At 71.1% G+C, this 26497-nt stretch carries 22 protein-coding genes; 4 read left to right on the forward strand and 18 right to left on the reverse strand.

All coding sequences use genetic code 11. From position 1 onward, the window contains the following. Positions 1–7: 7 nt before the first annotated feature. Genes def through rpe form a run of 4 tightly spaced genes read left to right on the forward strand, consistent with a single transcriptional unit; the run spans position 8 to position 4055 of the window. Positions 8–625, forward strand: a complete 618-nt coding sequence (gene def / locus N7E59_RS01325) for a peptide deformylase (RefSeq protein ID WP_261623096.1) — start codon at positions 8–10, stop codon at positions 623–625. A gap of 46 nt (positions 626–671) precedes the next feature. Next, the gene (locus N7E59_RS01330; RefSeq protein WP_261623097.1) at positions 672–1724 is read left to right on the forward strand and encodes a methionyl-tRNA formyltransferase; all 1053 of its coding nucleotides are present in this window, start codon (positions 672–674) and stop codon (positions 1722–1724) included. Next, positions 1717–3330, forward strand: coding sequence for an RsmB/NOP family class I SAM-dependent RNA methyltransferase (locus N7E59_RS01335; protein ID WP_261623098.1), 1614 nt, complete (start codon positions 1717–1719; stop codon positions 3328–3330). The genes N7E59_RS01330 and N7E59_RS01335 overlap by 8 nt, the downstream gene beginning before the upstream one ends. 2 nt (positions 3331–3332) lie before the next feature. After that, positions 3333–4055: a ribulose-phosphate 3-epimerase gene (gene rpe, locus N7E59_RS01340; protein ID WP_261623099.1), complete on the forward strand. Its 723-nt coding sequence runs from the start codon at positions 3333–3335 to the stop codon at positions 4053–4055. Between the two features lie 101 nt (positions 4056–4156). On the opposite strand, the gene nrdR is transcribed toward rpe, so the two are convergent. The 18 genes from nrdR to N7E59_RS01430 form a co-directional block, all read right to left on the reverse strand. Continuing rightward, positions 4157–4660, reverse strand: coding sequence for a transcriptional regulator NrdR (gene nrdR / locus N7E59_RS01345; RefSeq protein WP_261623100.1), 504 nt, complete (start codon positions 4658–4660; stop codon positions 4157–4159). A gap of 124 nt (positions 4661–4784) precedes the next feature. Continuing rightward, a complete protein-coding gene (gene dnaE, locus N7E59_RS01350; RefSeq protein WP_261623101.1) occupies positions 4785–8339 on the reverse strand; it encodes a DNA polymerase III subunit alpha in 3555 nt (1184 codons plus the stop codon). Next, entirely contained in the window at positions 8336–9292 is a 957-nt protein-coding gene (locus tag N7E59_RS01355) for an RluA family pseudouridine synthase (RefSeq protein WP_261623102.1), read from the reverse strand. The genes dnaE and N7E59_RS01355 overlap by 4 nt, the downstream gene beginning before the upstream one ends. Beyond that, positions 9289–9885: a signal peptidase II gene (gene lspA, locus N7E59_RS01360; protein ID WP_261623103.1), complete on the reverse strand. Its 597-nt coding sequence runs from the start codon at positions 9883–9885 to the stop codon at positions 9289–9291. Before lspA ends, N7E59_RS01355 begins: the two co-directional genes overlap by 4 nt. Positions 9886–9892: 7 nt before the next feature. Continuing rightward, positions 9893–10891: a DivIVA domain-containing protein gene (locus N7E59_RS01365; RefSeq protein ID WP_261623104.1), complete on the reverse strand. Its 999-nt coding sequence runs from the start codon at positions 10889–10891 to the stop codon at positions 9893–9895. 144 nt (positions 10892–11035) lie between these two features. Beyond that, on the reverse strand, positions 11036–11323 hold the full coding sequence (locus N7E59_RS01370; protein ID WP_261623105.1) for a YggT family protein: 288 nt from the start codon (positions 11321–11323) through the stop codon (positions 11036–11038). 55 nt (positions 11324–11378) lie between these two features. Next, on the reverse strand, positions 11379–12047 hold the full coding sequence (locus tag N7E59_RS01375; RefSeq protein ID WP_261623106.1) for a cell division protein SepF: 669 nt from the start codon (positions 12045–12047) through the stop codon (positions 11379–11381). A gap of 62 nt (positions 12048–12109) precedes the next feature. Beyond that, on the reverse strand, positions 12110–12892 hold the full coding sequence (locus tag N7E59_RS01380; RefSeq protein WP_261623107.1) for a YggS family pyridoxal phosphate-dependent enzyme: 783 nt from the start codon (positions 12890–12892) through the stop codon (positions 12110–12112). A 32-nt stretch (positions 12893–12924) separates the two neighbouring features. Further along, positions 12925–13665 carry a polyphenol oxidase family protein gene (locus N7E59_RS01385; protein WP_261623108.1) on the reverse strand — a complete coding sequence of 247 codons (741 nt, stop codon included), beginning with the start codon at positions 13663–13665 and terminating at the stop codon, positions 12925–12927. 73 nt (positions 13666–13738) lie between these two features. Further along, positions 13739–15037: a cell division protein FtsZ gene (gene ftsZ, locus N7E59_RS01390; protein ID WP_261623109.1), complete on the reverse strand. Its 1299-nt coding sequence runs from the start codon at positions 15035–15037 to the stop codon at positions 13739–13741. A gap of 419 nt (positions 15038–15456) precedes the next feature. Then, positions 15457–16503 (reverse strand): cell division protein FtsQ/DivIB, encoded by a 1047-nt coding sequence (locus tag N7E59_RS01395; RefSeq protein ID WP_261623110.1) that lies wholly within the window; start codon positions 16501–16503, stop codon positions 15457–15459. Next, a complete protein-coding gene (murC, locus tag N7E59_RS01400) occupies positions 16500–17972 on the reverse strand; it encodes a UDP-N-acetylmuramate--L-alanine ligase (protein ID WP_261623111.1) in 1473 nt (490 codons plus the stop codon). The genes N7E59_RS01395 and murC overlap by 4 nt, the downstream gene beginning before the upstream one ends. After that, a complete protein-coding gene (locus N7E59_RS01405) occupies positions 17969–19102 on the reverse strand; it encodes a UDP-N-acetylglucosamine--N-acetylmuramyl-(pentapeptide) pyrophosphoryl-undecaprenol N-acetylglucosamine transferase (RefSeq protein WP_261623112.1) in 1134 nt (377 codons plus the stop codon). The genes murC and N7E59_RS01405 overlap by 4 nt, the downstream gene beginning before the upstream one ends. Further along, a complete protein-coding gene (ftsW, locus tag N7E59_RS01410) occupies positions 19099–20583 on the reverse strand; it encodes a putative lipid II flippase FtsW (protein WP_261623113.1) in 1485 nt (494 codons plus the stop codon). Before ftsW ends, N7E59_RS01405 begins: the two co-directional genes overlap by 4 nt. Positions 20584–20625: 42 nt before the next feature. Further along, positions 20626–22194 carry a UDP-N-acetylmuramoyl-L-alanine--D-glutamate ligase gene (murD, locus tag N7E59_RS01415; protein WP_261623114.1) on the reverse strand — a complete coding sequence of 523 codons (1569 nt, stop codon included), beginning with the start codon at positions 22192–22194 and terminating at the stop codon, positions 20626–20628. After that, positions 22176–23282 (reverse strand): phospho-N-acetylmuramoyl-pentapeptide-transferase, encoded by a 1107-nt coding sequence (mraY, locus tag N7E59_RS01420; RefSeq protein ID WP_261623115.1) that lies wholly within the window; start codon positions 23280–23282, stop codon positions 22176–22178. The genes murD and mraY overlap by 19 nt, the downstream gene beginning before the upstream one ends. After that, a complete protein-coding gene (locus tag N7E59_RS01425; RefSeq protein ID WP_261623116.1) occupies positions 23276–24787 on the reverse strand; it encodes a UDP-N-acetylmuramoyl-tripeptide--D-alanyl-D-alanine ligase in 1512 nt (503 codons plus the stop codon). The genes mraY and N7E59_RS01425 overlap by 7 nt, the downstream gene beginning before the upstream one ends. Further along, positions 24784–26451, reverse strand: coding sequence for a UDP-N-acetylmuramoyl-L-alanyl-D-glutamate--2,6-diaminopimelate ligase (locus N7E59_RS01430; RefSeq protein WP_261623117.1), 1668 nt, complete (start codon positions 26449–26451; stop codon positions 24784–24786). The genes N7E59_RS01425 and N7E59_RS01430 overlap by 4 nt, the downstream gene beginning before the upstream one ends. Between the last annotated feature and the right edge of the window lie 46 nt (positions 26452–26497).

Consider the following 26497-nt stretch of genomic DNA (forward strand, 5'->3'; position numbering starts at 1 on the left):
CGGAGCCATGACCGTGCTCAACATCCGGACCGTGGGAGACCCCGTCCTGCGCACCCCCTGCCGTCCGGCGTCCGGAACGCCGAGCGTGACCGATGAGGGCCTGCGGCGACTGGTGGCCGACATGTACGAGACCATGGACGCCGCCGGTGGCATCGGCCTGGCCGCGAACCAGGTCGGGGCCGAGGTCCGGGTGTTCACCTTCGACGCCGCCGGGCGCCGCGGGGACGTGGTGGACCCCCACCTGGAGCTCCTCGCCCCCTCCGGCCCGGTCCCCCGCGATCCCGAGGACGGCCCCGCCCAGGGCGAGAACCTCCTGCAGGAGGGATGCCTCTCGGTCGCCTCCATCCACGGCCCGGTCGACCGGGCCCTTCGGGTGCGGCTGACCGGCACCAGCGCCGCAGGTGACCCGGTGGACATCACCGCCGACGGGCTGCTGGCGGCCTGCTTCCAGCACGAGGTCGACCACCTCGACGGCCGGCTGTTCGTCGACCGACTCCGCGGGGAGCATCGCCGGGAGGCGATGCGCACTCTGCGGGCGCGGGACTACGAGTCCGCCCAGGAGCAGATGCGCTCGGCGCGCACCGCCGCGAAGGGCGGCTCCGGCAGCTCCTTCTTCGCCACCTGACCACCACGTCCGCCGACGCTGATCCCGACACCGACCCAGGAGCCTCGTGCAGCACTTCACCGCCGAGACACTCGCCGCCGCCGTGTCGGCCGCGCCGACCGGAGTCGACGGTCGGGACCCCCGGCTGTCCGGACGTCCCCTCGTATTCGCCGGAACACCGGCTGTCGCGGCGACGGCGCTGCGCCGGCTGCACGCCGCCGGGGCCGAGTTCGCCGCCGTGCTCACCCGCCCCGATGCGCCGGTCGGCCGCCGTCGTCGGCTCACCCCCTCTCACGTGGCCCAGGCCGCTGAGGAGCTCGGCCTCCCCGTGCTGCGCGCCGAGCGGGTCGACCGGCAGGTCACCGGACAGCTCGCACGGACCGGCGCCGAGCTCGGCGTCGTCGTCGCCTACGGCGCCCTGCTGGATCAGCAGGCTCTGGAGGCATTGCCGAAGGGCTGGGTGAACCTGCACTTCTCCGCGCTGCCGGCCCACCGCGGAGCCGCCCCCGTCCAACACACGATCCTGGCCGGCGACAGCGTCACCGCCGCGACCGTCTTCCAGCTGGACGCCGGGATGGACACCGGGCCGATCCATGGGGTCTGCGAGCACCGGCTCGATCCGTCGACCTCGGCCGGCCAGCTGCTCGAGGAGCTGACAGACTCGGGCACCGACCTGCTCCGGGTGCTCCTGCCTGACCTGTTGGACGGCTCGTCCTCTCCGCAGCCCCAGCAGGGGACACCCAGCTACGCCGGAAAGCTGGGGCGCGCCGACGCATACGTCGATCCCGCCGGGGACGCCTCGGAGGTGGTCCGCCGCGCCAACGCCACGATTCCGGAGCCGGGGGCGTGGACGCTGCACGACGGACGTCGGATCAAGCTCGGCCCGCTGCGCCGCTTCGACGGATCGATCCCCTCCGCCGCACCGGGAGCAGTCATGCGTGTCGGTGCAGACGGTGATGGCCAAACTCCGAGCACCGTGATGATGACAGGTTCCGGCGACGCTGTGGTGCTGAGTGCCGTGCAGCCGGAGGGCAGGAGGATGATGGAGGCCGAGGCCTGGCTCCGCGGCCAGCAGACCACGGTCGTCCTCGGGACCGGGCACGGGAGCACCGATGAGTGAGCGGACAGGGTCCTCGGCCGGCCGAGACCGCCGCAGCGCGAAGGGTCGTCAGCGCCACAGAGGCGCCTCCGGTCCGAAGCGGCACAGCCGCAGCGCGCCCTCCCAGCGCGCCCGGCAGGCCGACCCCGCCCGGCTGACCGCATTCCGCGTGCTGCGCGCGGTCTCCCGCGACGACGCGTACGCCAATCTCGTCCTACCCGCTGAGATCCGCCGGGCTCGGCTGGATCGGCGCGACGCCGCCTTCGCGACGGAGCTGACCTACGGGGCGATCCGGGGTCAGGGCACCTACGACGCCGTCATCGCGTTCTGCATCGACCGTCGGCTGAAGGATCTGGACTTCCCCGTCCTGGACGCCCTGCGGCTGGGCGCCCATCAGCTGCTGGCCATGCGGGTCGAGGACCATGCGGCCGTCAGCGAGACGGTGGCCCTGGTCCGCGCCGAGATCGGGGCCGGACCGTCGGGCTTCGTCAACGCCGTGCTGCGGCGCATCGGCGAACACGACTGGGACGGCTGGGTCGACCGGCTGCTCGCCGAGTCCCCCGTCGACGCCGCCTCGGCCGACCACGCCCTGGCCCTGCGCCACGCCCATCCCCGCTGGGTGGTCCGAGCCATGCGCCAGGCGCTGCGGCAGAGCGGGCGCCTCGGCCCCGCCGACTCGACAGACGCCGCAGGCGGATCAGGCGGCTCAGGAGCTGAAGAGGAGCTGACGGCCCTGCTCGACGCCGACAACGCCTCTCCCGAAGTGCACCTGGTCGCCCTCCCGGGGCACGGGGAGGCGCACCTGCACGATGCGGAGCAGGCGGGTGCCGTGCGCTCCGGGCTGCTCGAGGGCGCCGCCCGCTTCCGCGGCGGGGACGTCGGACGACTCCCCGGCATCCGTGCGGGCGAGCTGCGCGTCCAGGACATCGGGTCCCAGTGGATCGCCCGCGCACTGGCCGGAGCCCTCACCCCGGAGTCGGTCGACCCGGACGTGGCCGGGGAGCGGTGGCTGGACCTGTGCGCCGGCCCCGGTGGGAAGGCCGCGCTGCTCGCCGCGCTGGCGGCGCAGCACGAGGCGCATCTCACGGCCAACGAACCGGCCGAGCACCGGGCCGAGCTGGTGCGCACAGCCCTGAGCCCCGTCGAGGAGTCGGCCTACCGGATCAGGGTCGGCGACGGCCGGACCGTGGCCGAGGCGGTCGCCGGAGAGGACCTCTTCGACCGCATCCTGGTGGACGCCCCCTGCACGGGGCTGGGTGCCCTGCGCCGACGTCCCGAATCCCGGTGGCGGCGATCCCCGAAGGACCTCGGCGAGCTCGTCGCCCTGCAGGAGGAGCTGCTCGACGCCGCCGTCGACGTCCTCGCCCCCGGCGGCCTGCTGGCCTACGTCACCTGCTCGCCGCACCCGGCCGAGACGGTGGTCCAGGTCGAGGACATGCGACGCAGACATCCCGAGCTGCGTCTGCTCGACGCCCATGAGGCCATGGCCGCGGTCGCCGAGCCCGACGGCGCACAGCTGATGAGCACCGACCCCTCCGCCGGACCGACCGTGCAGCTGTGGCCCCACGTGCACGGCACCGACGCCATGTTCTTCGCCCTGTTCCACCGTCCGACACGACAGGAGTGACGATGACCCCGTCCCCGACACCACCCTCGACGCCACCCTCGACATCACCCTCTGCGGCCGCCCCCTGCATCCACCCGAGCATCCTCAGCGCCGACTTCGCAAACCTCGCCTCCGAACTGTCCCGCATCGACGGTGCGGATGCGGTCCACGTCGACGTCATGGACAACCACTTCGTCCCGAATCTGACCATCGGGCTGCCGGTGGTGCAGTCGCTCCGAGCAGCGACCGATCTGCCTATGGACGTCCACCTGATGATCGCCGACGCCGACGTCTGGGCTCCGCAGTACGCCGAGGTCGGATGCGAGTCGGTCACCTTCCACGTGGAGGCCGCGCAGGCCCCGATCCGCTTGGCCCGGACCCTGCGCTCCCACGGTTCCCGGGCGGCGATGGCGCTGAAGCCTGCGACCCCCGTCGAGCCCTACCTGGACATGCTCGGGGAGCTGGACATGCTCCTGCTGATGACGGTGGAGCCCGGTTTCGGCGGTCAGTCCTTCCTGGACGTCATCCTGCCGAAGATCCGTCGGGCCCGCCGAGCGATCGACGACGTCGGCGGGCATCTGGCTCTGCAGGTCGACGGCGGCGTCAGCGCCGAGACCATCGGACGGGCGGCTGAGGCCGGGGCCGACACGTTCGTCGCCGGGTCGGCGGTGTACTCCGCCGAGGATCCGGCTCAGGCGGTGGCCGCACTGCGGTCGCAGGCCGCCCGGGCACAGCATGGCGGCTGATCGGGCGTCCGGAGAGGGACCGGCGGTGCCCTCGACCTTCCCCTGAAGAGAGCACCGCCGGAGATGTGATGCCGCGGACCCGCCGCGCGGCCCCGCGCGGGCTAGCGGAAGCCGAAGCGCGGCTGCACCACGCGGGCCGGGTCCGCGCTGGCGGGGGTGAGCTCCTCGCGGCGCAGCTCCGAGATGGCCTCCTCGAAGTCCGAGAGCCCGTCGAACCCGCGGTAGACGGAGGCGAAGCGGAGGTAGGCGACGACGTCCAGTCGCCGGAGCGGCCCCAGGATCGCCAGTCCGACGTCGTTGGCGTCGATCTCAGCATTGCCCGAGGCGCGCACGGCCTCCTCCACCTCCTGGGCCAGGACGGCGAGGTCGTCGCTGGAGACCGGACGGCCCTGGCAGGCCTTGCGCACGCCGTTGATGACCTTGGACCGGTCGAAGGGCTCAGCCGCTCCGGAGCGCTTGATCACGTTCAGCGCCGTGGTCTCCATCGTGGTGAAGCGCTTGGCGCACTGCGGACACTGGCGGCGGCGGCGGATCCCCGAGCCGTCCTCGAGCGTGCGCGAATCGACGACGCGGGACGCGTCATGCCGACAGTAGGGGCAGAACATCGCGGCACCGCTCCTCTCGTCCTCACTCCGGGTGCGCTGTGCCTCGCACTGTGGAGCAGTCTACCCACTACATATGGGCCGCCCAAATGCCGACGGCACCACATCTTGCGGCGATGCCGTGCGGTCAGGACTCCAGACACCCGGGACCGAGCAGCACCTTGAGGTCGCCGTAGAGCGACGGCGAGGGCGTGACCTGGAAGTCCGTGCCCAGGCGCATCACCTCGATCCGGTCACCGTGGAGCAGCTTGAGGAACACATCGCTGGTGCCGCGATGGCGGCGCAGCGTCTCCCCCAGCTGTCGGACCAGGGGCTCGGCGGCCCGCTGCGACGGCACGGAGAGGACGACGGGGCCGCCGACGCCCTCGGCGTCGAGTTCGGGGACGGTCATCTCCTGGGCCGAGACGGACACCGCACCGTCGTCGCGGCGCTGCAGCCGGCCCCTGACCGCGACCACCAGGTCCTCCGCGAGGATCGTGGAGATCGGCTGGTAGGTCTTGCCGAAGAACATGACCTCGATCGTGCCGCCCATGTCCTCGATCTCGGCCTTGGCGTAGGGGTTGCCCGAGGACTTCGCGATGCGCCGCTCCAGTGAGGAGATCATCCCGCAGATGGTGACCACGGCACCGTCGGCGGGACCGTCCTCTCCGAGCAGCGAGGAGACCGACCGGTCCGCGTGCTGGGCCAGGACCCGCTCCAGGCCCTGGAGCGGGTGGTCGGAGACGTAGAGTCCGAGCATCTCCCGTTCGAAGGTCAGTCTGTCCTTCTTCTCCCACTCAGGAAGGTCGGGGACCGCGACCCCGTCGATGTCGCCGAGGTCCTCCTCCCCGGAGCCCAGGGCGCCGAAGATGTCGGTCTCGTACTGCATCGACTGCTTCTTGGCGCTGATGGCCTGGTCGATCGCCGTCTCGTGCACCGACACCAGGGCACGGCGGGTGTGGCCGAGCTCGTCGAAGGCGCCGGCCTTGATCATCGACTCCACGGTGCGCTTGTTGCACACGTGCAGCGGCACCTTCTTGAGGAAGTCTGAGAACGTCTCGTACGCACCCTTCTCCTCGCGGGCCTCCACCATGCCCGCCACGACGTTGGATCCGACGTTGCGCACGGCACCCATGCCGAAGCGGATCCGATCGTCGCCGACCGGCGTGAACGTCAGCGCCGACTCGTTGACGCTGGGCGCCGAGACCTCGATCCCCATGCGTCGGCATTCGTTGAGGTAGAGGGCCAGCTTGTCCCGGTCACCGCCGACCGAGGTCAGCAGAGCGGCCATGTACTCCGCCGGATAGTTGGCCTTCAGATAGGCGGTCCAGTAGGCGACGAGGCCGTACGCCGCCGAGTGGGCCTTGTTGAAGGCGTAGTCGGAGAACGGCAGGAGGATGTCCCAGAGAGCGGTGACCGCGCCCTCCGAGTATCCGTGGTCGAGCATGCCGCGGTGGAACCCCACGTACTGCTTGTCCAGCTCGGACTTCTTCTTCTTGCCCATCGCGCGACGCAGGATGTCCGCCTGTCCGAGCGAATAGCCGGCCACCTTCTGGGCGATGGCCATCACCTGCTCCTGATACACGATGAGCCCGAAGGTCGTGCCGAGGATCTCGGAGAGCGGTTCGGCCAGCTCCGGGTGGATCGGGGTGATCTCCTGCTGGCCGTTCTTGCGCAGCGCGTAGTTGGTGTGTGAGTTCGCACCCATCGGTCCGGGACGGTACAGGGCGATGGTCGCGGAGATGTCCTCGAAGTTGTCCGGACGCATCAGCCGCAGCAGCGAACGCATGGGACCGCCGTCGAGCTGGAAGACCCCGAGGGTGTCTCCCCGGGCGAGCAGGTCGTAGGAGGGACGGTCCTCCAGATGCAGGGTCTCCAGGTCGAGCTCGATGTCGCGGTTGGCCCTCACGTTCTCCAGCGCGTCGGAGATGATGGTCAGGTTCCTCAGACCGAGGAAGTCCATCTTGATCAGGCCGAGGTTCTCGCAGATCGGGTAGTCGAACTGGGTGATGATCGCCCCGTCCTGCTCCCGCTTCATGATCGGAATGATGTCGATCAGCGGGTCCGAGGACATGATGACGCCCGCGGCGTGGACGCCCCACTGACGCTTCAGTCCCTCCAGACCGGTGGCGAGGTCGAAGACCTCCCGCAGCCGGGGGTCCGACTCCAGCAGCTCGCGCATCTCCCCGGCCTCGGCGTAGCGCGAGGACTGTGAGTCGTGGATGTCGGGCAGCGGCATGGGCTTGCCCATGGCGTCGGGCGGCATGGCCTTGGTCAGCCGCTCACCGGTGGAGAAGGGCTCGCCGAGCACGCGGGAGGCGTCCTTCAGCGCACTCTTGGACTTGATCGTGCCGTAGGTGACGATCATCGCGACCCGCTCGTCCCCGTACTTCTCGACCACGTAGTCGATGACCTCGGAGCGGCGCCGATCGTCGAAGTCGACGTCGAAGTCGGGCATCGAGACGCGGTCCGGGTTGAGGAACCGCTCGAAGTAGAGTCCGTGCTCCAGGGGGTTGAGATCGGTGATGCGCATGGCGTACGCGACCATGGACCCGGCTCCCGAACCTCGGCCCGGTCCGACCCGGATCCCGTTCTCCTTGGCCCAGTTGATGAAGTCGGCGACGACGAGGAAGTACCCGGGGAACCCCATCTGGGTGATGATCCCGATCTCGTACTGGGCCTGGTCCCTGACGTCCGAGGGCACCCCGGCGGGGAACCGGTACTCCAATCCCCGCTCGACCTCCCGGACGAACCAGGACTCCTCGGTCTCACCCTCGGGCACCGGGAAGCGCGGCATGTACGAGGCGGACTCGTCGAACTCCACCTGGCAGCGCTCGGCGATGGCCAGCGTGTTGTCGCAGGCCTCCGGGAAGTCGCGGAACAGCTCACGCATCTCCGCCGGGGAGCGCAGGTAGAAGGTGTCGGCGTCGAACTTGAACCGGTTGGGGTCGTCCAGCGTGGAGTTCGACTGCAGGCAGAGCAGGGCCCCGTGGGACCTGTGGTCGTCCCGGTGGGTGTAGTGCAGATCGTTGGTGGCCACCAGCGGCAGGTTGAGGTCCTTGGCGAGTCGCAGCAGATCGCCCCTGACCTTCCGTTCGATCTCGAGCCCGTGGTCCATGAGCTCGCAGTAGAAGTTGCCGCGGCCGAAGATGTCCTCGAACTCGCCGGCGGCCCGCTTGGCCTCCTCGTACTGCCCCAGGTGCAGTCGGGTCTGGATCTCGCCGGAGGGGCACCCGGTGGTGGCGATGAGGCCCCGGCCGTAGTGCTGCAGCAGCTCGCGGTCCATCCGGGGCTTGTAGAAGAACCCTTCTGTCGAGGCCAGGGACCCGAGGCGGAAGAGGTTGTGCATCCCGGCGGTGTTCTCCGCCCACATGGTCATATGGGTGTAGGCACCGGCTCCGGCGACGTCCTTCTCCCCGGTCTGGCCCTCCCCCCATTTCACGCGTCGCCGTTCGGAGCGGTGGGTCCCCGGGGTCAGATAGGCCTCGAGCCCGATGATCGGCTTGACGTCGTAGTTCTGGGCGGTCTTCCAGAACTCGTAGGCCCCGAAGAGGAACCCGTGGTCCGTGGTCGCGACCGCCGGCATCCCCAGCCGCTGCGTCTCCGCGAAGAGCTCGTCGATCTTCGCGGCGCCGTCGAGCATGGAGTACTCGGTGTGGTTGTGCAGGTGGACGAAGTCTCCGGAGGTGCTGGCCATGGTCATCCGTCCTCCAGGATCGAGAGGGCGCCGGAGAGGTCCGGCGGGAGGTCTGAGGCGAAGGTCACCCGGTCCCCGGTGCCCGGATGGTCGATGCTCAGCTCGGCGGCGTGGAGCCACTGCCTGGTGAGTCCGAGCTCAGAGGCGAGGTGGGGGTCCGCGCCGTAGGTCAGGTCGCCGGCGCAGGGGTGGCCCATGGCCGAGAAGTGGACTCGGATCTGGTGGGTGCGGCCCGTCTCGAGTCGGACGTCCATCAGCGAGGCCCGGCCGTAGGCCTCCAGCAGGCGATAGTGGGTCCGGGCATCCCTCCCCGATTCGACGACGGCGAAGCGCCAGTCGTGGCCCGGGTGACGTCCGATGGGCGCGTCCACGGTCCCGTCGACGGGATCCGGCAGCCCCTGGACCAGGGCCCGATAGGTCTTGGTCGGCGTCCGATCGCGGAAGGCGTCCTTGAGCAGGGAGTAGGCACGCTCCGTCTTGGCCACCACCATGACCCCGGAGGTCCCGACGTCGAGGCGGTGGACGATCCCTCGGCGCTCCTGGGCGCCCGAGGTGGCGATCTCGACCCCGGCGCCCAGCAGACCCCCGACCACCGTCGGCCCGGTCCAGCCCGGCGAAGGGTGGGCGGCCACGCCCACCGGCTTGTCGACCACGACGACGTCGCGGTCCTGGTGCAGGATGTGCAGTCCCTCCACGATCTCGACCTTCACCTCCAGGGGGTCTGTGCGGGTCGGCCGCTCCGCGAGGAGGACCTCACCGGCGCCGAGCTTCTCCGACTTCTTCACCGTCCGTCCCGGGGACGGGCCGCCGCCGGCCGCGGCCTCCCGACGGACCAGCCCCTCTTCGAGGCGGGTCGCCGCTTCGGTCCGGGAGACCCCCAGCGCCTGGGCCAGAACTGCGTCGGCGCGGCGACCGTCGGCGGCCTCCGCGACGACGATCCGGCACAACTCGGAGCTCATCGAAGCTCCTCCTGCTCCCGGTCCTCCTGCTCGTGCCCCTCCGGGTCGTCGTGGGACGACTCGGAGCTGGTGACGCGGGTGCCGTCCAGATGCAGCCCGATGAGCATCAGCAGGCAGATCACGATCATGGAGCAGACGATGAACGAATCGGCCACGTTGAAGATCGCGAAGCGAGGTACGGCGATGAAGTCCACGACCTCGCCCAGACCGAATCCCGGCGGCCTGAAGAGCCGGTCGGTCAGGTTGCCGCACACTCCTCCCACGAGGCCGCCGAGGGCGGCCGCCCAGCGCCAGGAGCCGCCCAGGTGCCGAGCCCTCCACACGACGTAGGCCAGGACCACGACCATGATCACCGTGAACAGCCAGGTGTGGTCGGTGCCCATGGAGAACGCCGCACCCGGATTCAGGTGGTACTGCCAGTAGAGGACCGGTGGCAGCACGTCGATGCGTTCGCCCAGGGCCATCGTGGACACGACCCAGGTCTTGGTCGCCTGGTCGAGCACCCAGGCGAACAGGGCGATGAGCGCGGCCGCGGTGACGGCGGTGCGGCGCGACGGGCTGCGCCGGACCGGATGCTCCGTGTGGCTGCTCACAGACTGATCACTGCTGACCCTCGGCCGCCTCACGGTCGATCGGCCCACGGCTGGTCAGCTCCTGCAGCTGGCCCTCGATGTAGTCCTTCAGGCGTGCGCGGTAGTCGCGCTCGAAGGCGGTGAGCTCGCTGACCCGTCCTTCGAGCTCCGCCTTGTCCCGCTCCAGGTCGGACAGCGTGCGGAACGCCGTCTCCTCGGCCTCCTCCCGGACCGAGGCCGAGTGCTCCTCGGCGGCGGTGACGATCTCCTCGCGGCGCCGCTCGCCCTCGGCGACGGCCGCATCGCGGGTCTCCTCGCCCTCGGCGATGGCCGCGGCGCGCTTCTCCTCGCCCTCGGCGATGTACGCGTCCCGGGTCTGCTCGCCCTCGGCGACGTACTGGTCGTGGAGACGCTGGGCCATGGCGAGCACGCCTGCGGCGCTGGCGCCGGCGGCCTCGTGGGCGGAGGTCTGAGCCTCGGGCCCCGCATCGGACTCCGTCTCGGACTCCGGCTCGGCGGGCCTCACCTGTGCCGGACGGGTGCCCGGAGCGTACTCGGGCTCGTCCTGTGCGGCCACGTCCGCCGCGTCCTCGGTCCGGAGGGCCGCGTCGGGGTCGACCGCGACCTCAGCCTCGACCGGCTCGTCCGGGCCGACGGCGTCGTCCGCCTCGGGGAGGGCGTCGGTCTCGGGTCCGAGGTCGTGGGCGGAATCCTCGTCGGAGACGTCCGCGGCGACGACGTCGGACTCATGCTCCTCGTCGAATCCGGTGACCTCGGCGGAGCTGCCGGCGTAGCCGGAGAGGCCGGCGTCGTCGAGCTCCGCCGGCTCCACGTTGCGGGGATCGTCCTCGATCTGCTGTTCGAGGCGGCCGACCTGGTCCTTGAGCTCCTTGTTCTCCGCGATAAGGCGGGTCCACTCGTCGAAGATCTCGTCGAGGAAGTCGTCGACCTCGTCCTTGTCGTAGCCCGGACGGAACTTCGTCTCCGGGAACTCCTTGAACTTCACGTCCTCAGGGGTCAGAGCCATGGGTGTCACCTCGCAGGGATGCTGGGCGCCCACCGCTGCGGAAGCGGTCGCATCGCGACTCGGGCGGCGCCGATGGAGTCGAGTCGAGACCACCCTACCCCCTGCCGGTGACCTGCTCGAGCCGTGCCCGGTGCAGGACCCTGATCAGGCCAGTCCGGTCGCCACAGCCTTGAGGATCACCACTGCCATGAACACGATGAGGAAGCCCAGGTCGAGGGAGACCCCACCCAGGTTCAGCGGAGGTACGCGGCGGTTCAGCCACCGGATCGGCGGGTCCGTGACGGTGTACACGCCCATCGCCAGGGCCAGCGCCGGCCCCTGGGGACGCCAGTGGCGGGCGTACTGCTGGGTCATGTCGAATACGATGCGGATGACCAGGGCGAGCTGGTACAGCGTCAGCAGGAGGTAGACCGGCGCAGTGATCAGGTCCACGGGGTGATGTCTCTCCTCGTCAGGTGGATCGGCCGGGGCGGGCGACTCCCGGGGCTCAGCTCTGGTTGAAGACCTGGGCCGCGGCTCCGTGCTCGGCGGGGCTGCGCTCCTCGGCCAGCACCTCGACGTTCTTCGGGCTGAGCAGGAACACCTTGTTGGTGACCCGCTCGATGGATCCGCCCAGGCCGAAGACCAGTCCGGCGGAGAAGTCCACGAGCCGCTTGGCCTCGGACTCACCCATGTCGGTGACGTTCATGATCACGGGGATGGAGTCGCGGAACGCCTCACCGATGATCTTGGCGTCGTTGTAGGAGCGCGGGTGGACGGTGGTGATCTTTCGCATGGAGGAGCTCTCGTCGCGGGAGGAGGGGGCGCGCTTGATGGGCGTGACCGGAGCACGGTAGTCCGGGTCCACAGCCAGGTTGGAGCTGTTGAAGCCGCCGGACTCCGAGGCGCCGGCCTGCCCGCCGTCGAGGGCCACGACCTCTCCGGTGCGCCCTCGCGAGGCGCTCGTCCGTGCGGCGCCGGAGCTGCGGGCGACTGCGCCGGTGCTCTGCGGGGACGCGGAGCGCGCAGGCTCGGCGGAGGCGCTCCGGGGCGTCTCGGCCGAGGGACGCGCCGGGGCGCTGCGGCGCTCGTCGGAGGAGGAGAAGCGCTCCTGCTCGTAGTCGTCGCCGTCGGCCAGACCGAGGTAGATCATGGTCTTCTTGAATGCTCCGGCCATGGATGCGTCTCCTGGAAGTCTCAGTGGGGGCTCAGCTCGCCGTTCGCTGCGCAGTCACGAGACTATCGCGGCTCGGGACGGTGGCCGAGGACATCTCGTCCGATGCGCAGGTGTGTCGCACCGGCGGCGACCGCGGCCTCGAGGTCCCCGCTCATCCCTGCGGAGATCCAGGCGGCCTCCGGGTGCCCCCGCCTCAGCTCTTCGGAGAGCTCGGCCAGTCGGGCGAAGGCCGGTGCGGGGTCCTCGTCCAGCGGCGCGACCGCCATGAGACCGGCCATGCGCAGGCCCTCGGCCTCCGCGATCCTCTCGGCCATGGCCCCGATCCGGTCGGGGGCCGCGCCGCCGCGCGCATCCTCCGGGACCTGTCGGCGCAGGTCCACCTGGATCAGGCAGTCGACGGGGCGGTCGGCACGCTCGGCGCCGGCTCGGACCAGCGCCTTCAGCAGGGAGGACCGGTCCACCGAATGGACGACGTCGGCGTAGTTCAGCACCGAACGGGCCTTGTTCGACTGGAGCTGGCCCACGAAGTGCCACCGGGGCCTCGGCGGGGCCTCGGAGAGCGCCCCGAGCAGTTCGTCGGTCTCGGCGGCCTTGGCGGAGGCCTCCTGGTCCTTGTTCTCTCCGACCTCGCCGACGCCGAGCCGGGCCAGACGCACCACGTCCTCGGCGGGGAACGTCTTGGTCACCACCACCAGCTCGGGGCGGTCCCGCCGATCGGCCGCCGCGGCCGCGCGGTCGATCCTGGCGCGCAGCGCGACCAGGTGCTCGGCGATCTGCCGTGTGCGGTCATCGGCGTCAGCCGGAAGGTCGTCCGGAGGCGGGGTGCTCGGGCTCGTCGGTGTCACGGCCTCGACTGTAGCGGATCGGGCGGTGGTCCTCAGTCGTGACCGTTCCGCCAGACGAGTCCGGCGAAGCGTCCCCGGCCGGGGGCGCGGCGGTGGGAGAACAGGTCCTCGTCCTCGATGGTGCAGCCGGCGACGTCGGTGACGGTGACCTCCCGGGAGGCGAGCACCGCCGCGGCTTCGGCCCGCAGATCCAGAGCAGGGGTGCCCCACCTCGTCTCCGAGGCGAGGGCCGGGCGCCCCTCGGAGGATTCGGCGCGCAGCGACTCCGGGACCTCGTAGCAGCGGCCGCATGCGCCGGGACCGATCCAGGCGGAGATCTCCTGCGCCCCGGCGGTCCGCATCGCGGCCACCGTGTTCTCCAGCACCCCGCCGAGCAGACCGACCCGTCCCGCGTGGGCGCCGGCGGTCATCGGACGCTCGCCGACCCGCCCCACGAACATCACCGGCAGACAGTCGGCGACCATGATCGCCAGGGCGGCCGAGGCGTCGGTGCTGAGCCAGGCGTCGCCGATCGGCGGCTGCGGCCCGGATGCGGCCGCGGCGTCGACGACGTCGGCCGAATGGGTCTGGTGGAGGAACCTCAGGCCTCCCTGGGGCACCCCCATCGTCGCCTCCAGCCGTCGCCGGGAGGCCAGGGCGGCCCGTCGGGCGTGTGCGGGGTCGTCGGCGTCGGTCACCCCCGCGCTGAGGGAGAGGTTCCCGGCCTCCACACGCGTGAAGGCGACGCGGACTCCGTCGCCGGCATCGAGATGCCGCCAGAACGGAGCCTCCACGTCGCCTCCAGCGTCGGTGAGAGTCGGTCGTCCTCCGGACCGCGCCTGAGGTGGCCGCGGTCCGGAGCGGCCGTCACTTGAGGAAGTCGGGCACGTCCAGGTCGTCGCCGCGGGAACCGGTGTAGTCCGACTCCACGATGTCCGGGATGTCCTGCTGCTCCTGCTGGTGCGGGACCCGCTGCTGCGGAGCCGTCTGCTGCTCGTCGGCCGCGCGGCCTGCCGACGGCTGCTGCCCCTGCGGAGCGGCCTGCTGGGAGTGCTGCGGCTGGGAGTACTCCTGGCCCGACTGGTGCTGCTGCCCGGCCGCGGCGCCGGACGCCTGCTGCGGGGCGCCCCCGTGACGGTCCGTCGGTACGGTCCCGGGCACCCGCTGGGGGGCGGACTGCTGGGAGTACTGCGGTTGGGGAGCCGGCTGCGAGGTGGCGTCGACCTGGTCGAAGCCGGCGGCGATCACCGTGACCCGGGCCTCGTCTCCCAGGGCGTCGTCGATGACGGCGCCGAAGATGATGTTGGCCTCCGGGTGGGCGACCTCCTGGACCAGGCGAGCCGCCTCGTTGATCTCGAAGAGTCCGAGGTCGGAGCCGCCCTGGATGGAGAGCAGAACCCCGTGTGCGCCGTCGATGGAGGCCTCCAGCAGGGGCGAGGCGATGGCGAGCTCGGCCGCCTTGACGGCACGGTCCTCCCCGTTGGCGGAGCCGATGCCCATGAGCGCCGATCCGGCGCCCTGCATCACGGACTTCACATCGGCGAAGTCCAGGTTGATCAGGCCGGGCGTGGTGATGAGGTCGGTGATGCCCTGCACACCGGAGAGAAGGACCTGGTCGGCCGATCGGAACGCGTCGAGGACCGAGACGTTCTTGTCCGAGATGGACAGCAGACGGTCGTTCGGGATGACGATCAGGGTGTCGACCTCGTCACGGAGGTCGTCGATGCCCTGCTCGGCGGAGGACGCGCGACGGCGGCCCTCGAAGGTGAACGGACGGGTCACCACCCCGATGGTCAGCGCGCCCAGCGAGCGGGCGATGCGGGCCACGACCGGCGCACCGCCGGTCCCGGTGCCGCCGCCCTCGCCGGCGGTGACGAAGACCATGTCGGCCCCCTTGAGGACCTCTTCGATCTCCTCGGCGTGGTCCTCGGCGGCCTGGCGGCCCACCTCCGGGTTCGCCCCCGCTCCGAGCCCACGGGTCAGCTCCCGGCCGACGTCGAGCTTGACGTCCGCATCGGACATCAGCAGGGCCTGGGCGTCGGTGTTGATGGCGATGAACTCCACGCCGCGCAGACCGACCTCGATCATGCGGTTCACGGCGTTGACACCGCCTCCGCCGATACCGACGACCTTGATCACGGCCAGGTAGTTGTTCGGTGTTGCCACGATTGTTGTGTCCCTTGCTCGTCTCTCACGTCATGTGGAACGGAGGCCCCCGTCGTCCGACACAGCCACGCGACTCCTCACTGTCACGCCGCGACCCGTCTTCGCCGAAGCGGATCCGGGTGCTGCGGTCCCGTCGACGTCGTCCGTCGCCGGCCCGGTATGGTTCGCGGTCACACCGCGCCGACGGACCCCGAAGGGCCCCTGACGTCACAGCGGCTGGTCGAAGTGCTGACGAGAGCCTCCGTCACATCGGTCATTCTTTCGGCGCACGCACCCCTCAGCAACGTTCAGGTTGAACTTGAACCTGAGGGATCCCGCCCGCCTCCTCCACGGTCGCGCGCAGGTCAGCCGCGATCCGTCCTTCGCCGACCAGCCTACCCCGAGCAGCACGGCTGAGGACGGCACCCCGCCGAACACGGTCACCGCGTCACCGGCGCGTCCGGCGTGGAGATGTCGACGGTGTCGGCTTCGGCGAAGGCCGGGTCCTCGGAGTCGAGCAGCGCCTCGAGCACCGCCGCCTTCTCGCGACCGCGTTCGCTGCTGCCCCAGAGCACCGTCCGTCCGTCGGTGAGCTCCAGCTCCACCGAGTCCACGGAGGATGCGGAGGCCGAATCCATGGCCTCCCGGGCCGACGGGGGAAGCTCTCCGAGCACGGAGGCGACCGCACGGAAGACCGCACGGTCCTGCAGGGCGGACTGCTCACCGATGACCGGGGTGTGGTGCTCCTCCGCCTGGGCGACCTGCTCCTCGTCCTCGGCGTCGAAGGTGCGGATGACCTGGCCGTCCTCGTTGTAGAAGCGGATCTCGTCGTCGCTGCGCACTTCGGCCACCGGCGGATGCTCGACGACCTCGACCAGCAGCTCGTCCGGCAGCCGACCCTGGACGACGACCTGGTCGATCACCGGCTCCTCGGCCAGCAGATCCTCGACGTGTCGGTTGCCGACCTGCGGCAGGGGGCGCCCCACCACGGGTTCGAGTAGCTCCTGAGCACGGTCGTCGGTGAGCAGATCGTTGCCCTGGACCTCGACGGCGCGGATCGTCAGCAGCGGCGAGACCGTCAGCACCACCACGGTGAGCAGCAGGGCCAGCAGGCCGCCGCCGAGCAGCCAGAGCCCGCGGCGCCGGCGGCGTCGCACGCCGACGACCTTCGGCTCCGGGAACGCCAGGGTCTCTTCCTCGGCGTCCTCAGCATCCTCAGCGTCGGCGTCGACGTCGGCGTCGACGTCGTCGACCTGCGGCGTTCCCTCGGCCCCCTGCTCCCTCCGCTCTCCGGGCGCGCGTGTGGGCCCGCCCTCGGACCTCGGGGCGGTCGAGCCGGCTGCTCCCTCGGAGCGGGCGGTGCGCTCATCGCGGAGGACGACGACGTCGGCACCATCATCCGAACCGGCGCCGTCACCGGTGTCCGACGAGTCGTCCTCGGCGTCCCGGCGCCGGTCCCGGCTCTGCGGAATGCGGGGACGCTTCACCGGCTCCCCTCCGCGGAGAGCGCCTCCACGAGCCGAGGGCCCAGTGCGGTGACGTCGCCGGCGCCGACGGTGAGCACCAGGTCCCCGGGTGCGGCCGCACCGACTACGGTGCGCACCGCCTCCTCGCGGCCCTGCAGGCCTCCGCGCGGAGGCCTGTCGCCGGCGAAGAGGGGATCGGCGATGAGGGCGGCGGTGACCCCTTCGACGGGCCGCTCCCGGGCGGGATAGATCTCGAGCACCGCGACGGTGTCGGCCGTCCGCAGGGCGGCCGAGAACTCGGCGGCGAACTCCTGAGTGCGCGAGAACAGGTGGGGCTGGAAGATCACGTGGACCCGGGATCCGGGATCCACCGCTTCGCGTGCCGCCGTGAGGAGGGCCGCGACCTCGGTGGGGTGGTGCGCGTAGTCGTCGTAGACGCGCACTCCGGCCGCTTCGCCCTGCAGGTCGAAGCGCCGCGCCACTCCCCGGAAGGCGCCGACCGTGACGGCGGAGTCCTCCAGGCTGAGTCCGGTCCGGCGTCCCACCGCCACGGAGGCGAGGGCGTTGAGGGCGTTATGTCCGCCGGGGACGCTCAGGGAGGCGCGCACCGACCGACCGTCCTCCTCGATGCCGAACGTCTGCGCCGCGCCGTCGGGGATCCGACGGCCGGGCTCGGGGTCGTCGGTGAGCCGGAGGGCGGCCTCCGGTGATCGTCCGTAGGTCATCACCTCGACGCTCCGGGCGGCCAGATCGTCGGCGACGTCGGCGAGGAGCTCCCGGGCCCCCTCGTCGTCGAGACAGAGGATCAGCGTGCCGCCGTCGAGGATCCGCGCCGTGAAGTCCACGAACACCCGGTGCACGGCCTCGGGCGTGCCGTGGTGATCGAGGTGGTCGGCCTCCACATTGGTGATGACGGCGATCTCCGGACGGTAGTTCAGCAGCGAGCCGTCGGACTCGTCGGCCTCTGCGACGAACCACTCCCCCTCACCGGCCGATGCGTTGGTCCCCAGACCTGCGACGGAGGCGCCGACCGCGAAGCCGGGGCGCAGCCCCGCGGCGTCGAGCAGCGTGGCCGTCATGGATGAGGTCGTCGTCTTGCCGTGCGTCCCCGCCACAGCGACGCCGCGCCGGGCGTCCATGACCGCGGCCAGCCCTTCGGAGCGGTGCAGCACCCGCACGCCCCGGCGCACGGCCTCGTCGTACTCCGGATTTCCGGCCTGGGCCACGGAGGAGGCGATGACCGTATCGATCCGCGCCCCGGCCTCCTGCTCGACCGAGGTGATGTTCTCCCTCCGGTAGCCGACGCGCACCGGGACCCCCGAGGTGCGGAACTCGTCGAGCACCGGCAGGTCCTTGGCGTCGGTGCCGGAGATCGGCACCCCCTGCGCCTGCATGACCCTGGCCACCGCGGAGACGCCGACTCCGGCGAGGCCGAGGAAGTGGACCCGGCCGATCCGGGCCAGACGGTCGCTCGGTGCGGCATCGGTCACGATGTGCTCCCTAAGGTCTCGGAGGAGACGGCGCGGATCATCTCGCGGGCCATCCGCTCGTCGGCGTCGGTGATCCCACGTTCGCCGGCCTGCCGCTGCATGTCCGCCAGCAGGGCGGGGTCCTCGAGCAGCGGGATCACATTGCGTCGGATCCAGTCACGGCTGAGGTGTTCGTCCTTGACCAGCAGGGCGCCGCCGGCGTCCACGAGGTCCCGGGCGTTGAGCTCCTGCTCCCCGTTGCCCACCGGGAGCGGGACGAACACGGTGGGCAGCGAGACCGCGGCCACCTCGCAGACGGTCGCGGCTCCGGCGCGGGCGATCAGCAGGTCGGCGGCGGCATAGGCCCGGTGCATGCCGTCGAGGTACTCGAGCTGGTGGTAGCCCTCCCGGGTCAGCAGGGTGCCCGGGGACTCCTCGAGGGCCTTCCCCCGACCGGAGAGGTGCAGGACCTGGGCCCCGGACTCCAGGACGTCGTCGAGCGAGGAGGCGAGCGCCCGGTTCAGCGACAGTGCGCCGGATGACCCTCCGGTCACCACCAGGGTCGTGCGGTCGGGGTCCAGACCCAGGTCCTCGCGGGCCTGAGCCCGGTCGCGGCGACGGTCGAGCTGCGAGATGTCCCGCGACATCGGCATCCCGACCCACTGGGAGTGCTTCAGCGGAGTGCCCTCGAAGGCGACCCCGGTGAAGACCGCACCTCGGTTTCCGATCCTGTTGGCGAGTCCGGGACGCGTGTTGGCCTCGTGGACGAGCACGGGGACGCCCAGACGCTTCGCGGCCAGGTAGACCGGAGTGCAGACGTATCCTCCGACGCCGAGCACGACGTCGGCCTCGTGCCGTCGCAGGACCTCGGCGGCGTCGGCGATCGCCCCGCGGAACCGACCGGGGAAGCGCAGCGCGTCCTTCGTGGGACGCCGAGGCATGGGCACCTTCTCGATCGTCTCCAGCTCGAACCCGGCCTCCGGCACCAGCCGGGTCTCGAGGCCGACCTCGGTGCCGATCATCGTGATCCGGGAGTCCGGCGAGATCCTCTCGAGGGCGCGGGCCACCGCGATCATCGGGCTGACGTGGCCGGCGGTGCCGCCGCCGGCCAGGACTGCACGGACGGCGGGGGTCTTCTTCGAGGCACTCATGATGTGGTGGTCCTTCTCATGCTCGTCGTGGACACGGGCTCCTCCGCCGTGACGGAGTCGGTCGGCGGTGAGGCGGGCTCGCCCGTCCCTTCGGGCTCGGGATCCGCCGGCGGCGCCGAGCGGCGCTGACGATGGGCGAAGCTCATCACCACGCCCACGGCCAGCAGCGTGGATGTCAGGGAGGATCCGCCGTAGGAGATGAACGGCAGGGGCACCCCGATCACCGGCAGCAGGCCGGTGACCATACCGAGGTTGATGAAGGTCTGCCCGATGACCCAGGACATGATGCCCAAGGTGGTGATCTTCACGAAGCGGCTGTCGGCCCGGGCGGCGACGCGGAACATGCCGATCGCCAGGACGCCGTACAGCACGACGACGGTCAGGGCGCCGAGCAGCCCCAGCTCTTCGCCGAGGATGGTGAAGATGAAGTCGTTCTCCGCTTCGGGGATGTAGTTCCACTTCTGGCGGGACTGCCCGAGGCCGACGCCCCACCATCCTCCGGAGGCCAGCGCATAGAGGCCGTGCTGGGCCTGGTAGCAGAGGTCGCCCGACCCCTCGCAGGCGTCGCCGATGTCCAACCAGGCGCTCACCCGCGCGAGCCGGTTGGGCGAGGTGATCACTCCGATGACGGCGCCCAGGACGCCGAGGGAGGCAGCGACCACGAAGTAGCGCACCTTCGTCCCGGCGACGAAGAGGACCGTGGCGACGATGACGCCGAAGATCAGGGCGGTGCCGAGGTCGCGGCCGATCATGATGAACAGGAGGATGCTGGCGGCGCCGGGGAAGATCACCGGGATCACCGCATGCTGCAGCTGGCCGACCAGGCGTCCCTTGCGGGCCAGCACGGATCCCGCCCAGACGATGAGGGCGAGCTTCGCGAACTCCGCGGGCTGGACGTTGATCGGTCCCATCCGCAGCCAGTTCCGGTTGCCGTTGACCTCGTGGCCCAGCGGACTGAGCACGAGTGCCAGCCCCAGGACCGTGACGATCAGCAGGGGCCAGGCGATCCGCTGCAGCAGTCGCTGGGGCATCAGGACGACCGCGAAGATCCCGGCGAATCCGACCACGGCCCACATGGCCTGGCGGAGGAAGAGCCCGTATGCGGTGGTGGTGCTCCCCACGGTCTCGATGGCCGAGGAGGACAGCACCATCACTGCTCCGATGACCGTCAGGGCGAACGAGGAGCCGAACAGCATCCAGAAGGTCGTATGCGGCCGGCCGTCCTCGACGAAGGACCAGAATCGGCCCACCGCGTCGTGGACGCGGCCGCCCGTGGGGCGTCGGACCGCGGAGGCCCCCGCGGCGTCCTGACCGGGCGCAGGCTCGGCCCCTTCGGCAGGGTCCTCGACGTCCCGGGCGTCCTCGACGGCCCTCAGATGGGGGCGGGGCTCCGCTGCGGCGACCTCATCGCCGGAGCGCGGTCCCTCTCCGGAGCGCGACCCCTCATCGGAGGGGGAGGATGGCAGGCGCGGCGTGCGCATCGTGGTGACCGGCCTCCTCGTCGTCTCGTCGGTGGGTCAAGTCTAGGGCTGCTCCATCAGCTCGGCGACCGCTGCGACGAAGGCCTCGCCGCGCGCCCGGTAGGAGCCGAACTGGTCCATCGAAGCGGCGGCAGGGGCCATGAGCACCGTCTGGTGGGGCCGTACGACCCGGGCCGCTTCGGCCACGGCGGCCCGCATGGCCGCCGGCCCGTCTGGTCCGTTCAGGACGCCGGTGTCCGCCGCATCGGGCTGTCGCAGTGCCTCATCCTCCCGCACGGCCGCACCCACCACAGGGACGTCGGGCGCGTGTCGCGCCAGGCTGGCGCGCAGCTGGGAGGAGTCTGTGCCGATCAGGACCACATGCCGCAGCCGGGGCGCGACCCGGGCCACGAGGTCGTCGTACTCGACGCCCTTGGGCAGCCCGCCGGCGATCCACACCACGTCGGAGAAGCTGCGGAGCGAGGCCTCCGCGGCGTGGGGGTTCGTGGCCTTTGAGTCGTTGACCCACAGGACGTCGTCGGACTTGGCCACGGGCTGGATGGTGTGGTCGGCGGCGGAGAACCCGCGGATCGCTTCGCGGATCGCCGAAGGGTCGACGTCGGCCGCCCGGGCCAGTGCGGCGGCGGCCAGGGTGTTGGCCACCACGTGACGGGGCGCGATCGGACCGAAGTCGGCCAGCTCCCCGAGCTCCAGTGCGCGGCTGCGCCGTTCGGCGAGGAACGCCCGGTCCACCAGGACGTCCTCGGCCAGACCGAGCATAGAGACGCTCGGCATCCCCAGGGTGAAGCCGATCGCTCGGCAGCCCTCCTGCACATCGGCGTCGGCGACCATCTGCTCGGTGATCGGCTCGTCCACGTTGTACACGCAGGCCGCACGCGTGTTCTCGAAGATCCGAGCCTTGGCGGCGGTGTAGGCGTCCATGCCGCCGTGCCAGTCCACGTGGTCGCGAGTGATGTTGAGCACGGCCGAGGCCAGAGGGTCCAGCAGCTCGGTGTAGTGGAGCTGGAAGCTGGAGAGCTCCACCGCCAGGAGGTCGTACCCCTCCGGGTCGCGGATCGCGTCGAGCACGGGGACCCCGACGTTGCCGCAGGCGATCGCCCGGCGTCCGTCGGCCAGCAGCATGGCCTCCAGCATGCGCACCGTGGTGGACTTCCCGTTGGTGCCGGTGATCGTGAGCCAGTCCGGCCGCCGTGCGCCCGGTCGCGCCCCGAGCCGCCAGGCGAGCTCCACCTCGGACCACACCGGAACGTCCCGTGCGGCCGCGTCGCACATCAGCGGGGAGTCGGGACGCCAACCGGGCGAGGTGACGATGATCTCGGGCGCCTCTCCGTCGACGTCGGGCACCGACTCGGTGTGCTCGGCGCCCAGACGGACCTCGTGCACGCCCACGATGCGCAGCGTCTCGGCGTCACGGTGACGCTCCTGGGAGGTGCCGGCGTCGACCACGACGACCTTCGCCCCCAGTTCGGCGAGCGTGTCGGCGGCCGCGAAGCCGGAGAGGCCCAGCCCGGTGACCGCGACGCGCAGGCCGGCCCAGGGGGCGTCCCAGCCGCGCAGGTCGGGACGGACGGAGGGTGTGCGGACCGGTCCGGTCACTGCAGGATCACCCATTCGCCGTAGAAGAGCGCGAGGCCGAGGCCGACGGCCAGGGCACCGATGATCCAGAAGCGGACGACCACGGTGACCTCCGCCCAGCCCTTGAGCTCGAAGTGGTGCTGCAGCGGAGCCATGAGGAAGACGCGCCGACCGCCGGAGAGCTTGAAGAAGCCGACCTGGATGATGACCGAGACGGTGATGAGCACGAAGAGGCCGCCGAGGATGATGAAGAGCAGCTCGGTGTGCGTCAGGATGGCGAAGGCGGCCAGGGCTCCGCCGAGGCCGAGGGACCCGGTGTCACCCATGAAGATCTTCGCCGGGGACGTGTTCCACCAGAGGAATCCGATGAGTGCGCCGGTGATGATGCCGGCCAGGACCGCCATGTCCAGCGGGTCCCGCACTCCGTAGCAGACCTCGGGGATCGACGTCTCCAGCGAGCAGTTCTGGTTCCACTGCCACGCGGCGATGAGGGTGTAGGCGGCGGTGACCATGGCTGAGGCCCCGGTGGCGAGGCCGTCGAGACCGTCCGTCAGATTGACCGCGTTCGTCGCGGCGGTGGCGATGACGTTGGCCCACACGACGAAGAGGATCGCGCCGATCACGGGCCCGAAGAAGGCGAAGTCCAGGGCGGTCTCGCGGACGAACGACACCGCGGTGGAGGCCGGGGTCTGGCCGTCGGCGTTCGGGATGACCAGAGCGAGCACCGCGAACAGCACACCGACGATGCCCTGGCCCAGGATCTTCATCCATGGGGTCAGACCCAGCGACTGCTTCTTGGAGATCTTGGAGAAGTCGTCGGCGAATCCGACGGCGGCCATGCCCACCATCAGGAACAGCAGCAGCAGACCCGAGGCCGTCGGTCCGGTGGCGCCGTCCCGGGTGAGCGCGAGGAACAGGTGGGTGGCGAAGTACGCGATGACGGTGGCCATGACGAAGACGGCGCCGCCCATCGTGGGCGTACCGCGCTTGACGTGGTGGGTCGTGGGTCCGTCGTCGCGGATGAACTGGCCGTAGCCGCGCCTGACCAGCAGCCGGATGAACAGCGGGGTGCCCACCAAGGTCAGGATCAGCCCCAGACCGGACCCGATCACCACACCTACCACGCGGCACCTGCCTTCCCCTCATGGTCGTCCCCTGCGGGGCTGTCGTCCTCACCGTGTCCGCCGGAAGAGGTGTCGGCGGCGATGCGGTCACCCAGAAGTCTAAGTCCTGCGCTGTTCGAGGACTTGAACAACACGACGTCGCCGGGCTCCAGGATCTCTCGCAGCCGCTGCTCCGCCTCGTCGGCGGTGGCGACCCACAGGACCTCTGTCCCCCAGCTGCCCTCCGCCACGGCGCCGCGGTACAGGGGGTAGGCCTCGTCGCCGACCACGAGCGTCTGCGCGATGTTCAGACGGACCACGGTCTCCCCCAGCTGGGTGTGCCGCATGATCGACTCGTCCCCGAGCTCCAGCATGGCGCCGAGCACCGCCACCGAGCGGCGTCGCCCGGCCCGAGCGATCGTGGCCAGCGTGCGCAGCGCCTCGCGCATGGATTCGGGGTTCGCGTTGTAGGCGTCGTTGATGACGGTGACCCCGTCGGCCCGCTCGGTGCGCTCCATCCGCCAGCGGCTGGAGGGGCCGCGTCCGTCGAGCCGGGCGGCGACGTCCTCCGCTGCGACGCCGACGGCGCGGGCGGCGGCCGCGGCGGCCAGCACGTTGGTCACATGGTGGGCACCGGTGAGTCCGGAGGTCAGCCGCCGCGCCGGCGCCGTGCCCAGATGCAGGTCGAATCCCGCGCGGCCGGCCTCGTCGAGGGTGACCCCTCGGGCGGCGACGACGTCGTCCGTCGGGCCGCCGAGGCCCTCGCCGTCGACGCTCAGCCAGGTGATCGGGGCGACCGCGACCTCGGCCATGGCTCGGACCTGGGCGTCGTCGGCGTTGAGGATGACCCGACCCTGGGCGGGGACGGCCTCGACGAGCTCCTGCTTGACCGCCGCGATCCGGTCGGTGCCGCCGAACTTGCCGGCGTGGGCCGATCCGACCATCAGCACGGCGCCGACGTCGGGACAGACCATCTCCGAGAGGTACCGGATGTTCCCGGGACCGTCGGCGCCCATCTCCACCACGAGGAAGCGAGTCTCCAGCGCGGCGGTGAATACGGTCAGGGGCACGCCGACCTCGCCGTTGTAGGACCCCTGCGGCGCGACCGTGGGGCCTTCGGCCTCCAGCACCGCCCGCAGCAGGTCCTTGGTGGTCGTCTTTCCGGCCGATCCGGTGATTCCGATGACGGTGGTGGGCGAATGCGCCCGGATCCGGTCGACGATCCCGGCGGCAAGCCGACCCATGGCCAGGACGACGTCGTCGACCAGGACCGCCGGGTGCGGACCGCCGTCGGGGTCGTCGGTCTCCCGTTCGGCCAGGACGAGGCGGGCGCCCGCGGCGAGCGCGGAGTCGATGAAGCGGTGGCCGTCGGTGGTCTCCCCCGGCTTGGCGACGAACAGAGATCCCTCGGTCATCGCCCTGGAGTCGGTGTCTGCGGAGGTGACGACCAGCTCCTCGGGATCGTCCACTCCGCGCAGGGCGCCCTCGGTGAGCGCGGCGACCTCGGCTGCCGTCAGGGGGATCATCGCTCCCCCTCCTCGGCGGCGAGGACGTCGAAGCCGCGTGCCTGCAGGGCGCGGCGCAGCTCCACCCGGTCGTCGATGGCGTGGTGGGCGCCGTCGAAGTCCTGGTGCACCTCGTGTCCGCGTCCGGCCAGGATGATGGTGTCCTCGGCACCGGCGACCTCGACGGCACGGTCGATGGCCGCCGCCCGGGGGGCGACCTCTTCGAGCCGGGTGGTCAGGCGCCCCGACTCGACGGCCTCACGGGCACCCTGCATGACCTCGGCACGGATCTGAGCCGGGTCCTCGCTGTGGGGGTCGTCGTCGCTGACGATCACGTGGTCTGCCATGCGCACGGCGATCGCGCCCATGGTGGGCCGCTTGGATCGGTCCCGGTCTCCTGCCGCACCGACCACCAGGATGATCCGCCCCCGGCCCCGGGTCTGGCCGGCCGCCTCGAGGGTGCGGATCATGGCGTCGGGGTTGTGGGCGAAGTCCACGATCGCCGCCGGCGCGGTGCCGACGACCTGCATACGTCCGGGGACGCTGATGGTGAACGGCTCGGCCTCCCGGAGGGCGGCCACGACGTCGTCGCGCTCGTCCTGCAGGGCGTCGGACTCCAGCACCATCACCGCGGCCAGGGCCGCGTTGGAGACGTTGAACATGCCGGGCAGACCGGTCCGCGTGCGGATCCGCTCGCCGCTGTGCCGGTGGTGGAGGGTGAAGGCGTGGCCCAGCCCGTCGGCGACGACGTCGGTGACCTCCCAGTCCACCTCGGTCGGCTGGCCGGTGGTGGCCAGCGTGACCACGCGACCGGTGGCGGCCAGGGCCATCCGGTGGCCCCAGGTGTCGTCCACGGTGATGACCGAGGTGCGGGTCCGGCGGCGGGTGAACAGCTCGGCCTTGGCCGCGAAGTACTCCTCCATGGAGCCGTGCAGGTCCAGGTGGTCCTGGGTCAGATTGGTGAAGCCGGCGACGTCGTAGTGCAGCCCGGCCGTCCGTCGGTAGGTGATCGCGTGCGAGGAGACCTCCATCGCCGCGGATCCCACCCCGCGCTCGCGGAACAGCGCCATCAGCGAGTGCAGCTGGACGGCCTCGGGAGTGGTGAGCTGGGAGGGGATCGTGTCCCGACCCGCGCGGATCTCGATGGTGCCGATGAGCCCGGTGGTGAGCCCTCGGTGTCGCATCACCTCGTCGAGCAGGGACCGCAGGAAGTAGGTGGTGGTGGTCTTGCCGTTGGTTCCGGTCACCCCGAACAGCGCGGGTCCGGACTCCGAGGTGTTGCCGTAGACGAAGGCGGCCGCGGGCCCGGCGGCCTCACGCACTCCGGCGACCTCGATCACCGGGACCCGATATCCGACGACGTCGCGCACCCGGGCCAGCCCGTCCGCATCCGTGAGCACGGCGGCCGCGCCGGCCTCCACGGCCGCGGCGGCGAAGTCGGCCCCGTGGAACCGCGCGCCGCTGACGGCCACGAACAGATCGCCCTCGCCCACCGCCTGCGGGTTCATAGCCGCCCCGGTCAGCCGGGTCTGCAGGCTCTCTCTGCCCACGGGAGTCACGATGGGGTCGTATCCGGCGCTCTGGAGCACAGCTGCCAGGTCCTCCAGGGCGCCGCCGGCGACGGCGGACGGGCGGAACACGCTGTCCTGTTCCGCGACGGTGAGCCGGACGTCGGTCTCGGTCATGGGCTTCTCGATCTCTCAGTCGATGGTAGGGCGCGACGGCGGCGTC

It is taken from the genome of Nesterenkonia marinintestina (genome assembly GCF_025420485.1).
Lineage (GTDB): Bacteria > Actinomycetota > Actinomycetes > Actinomycetales > Micrococcaceae > Nesterenkonia > Nesterenkonia marinintestina.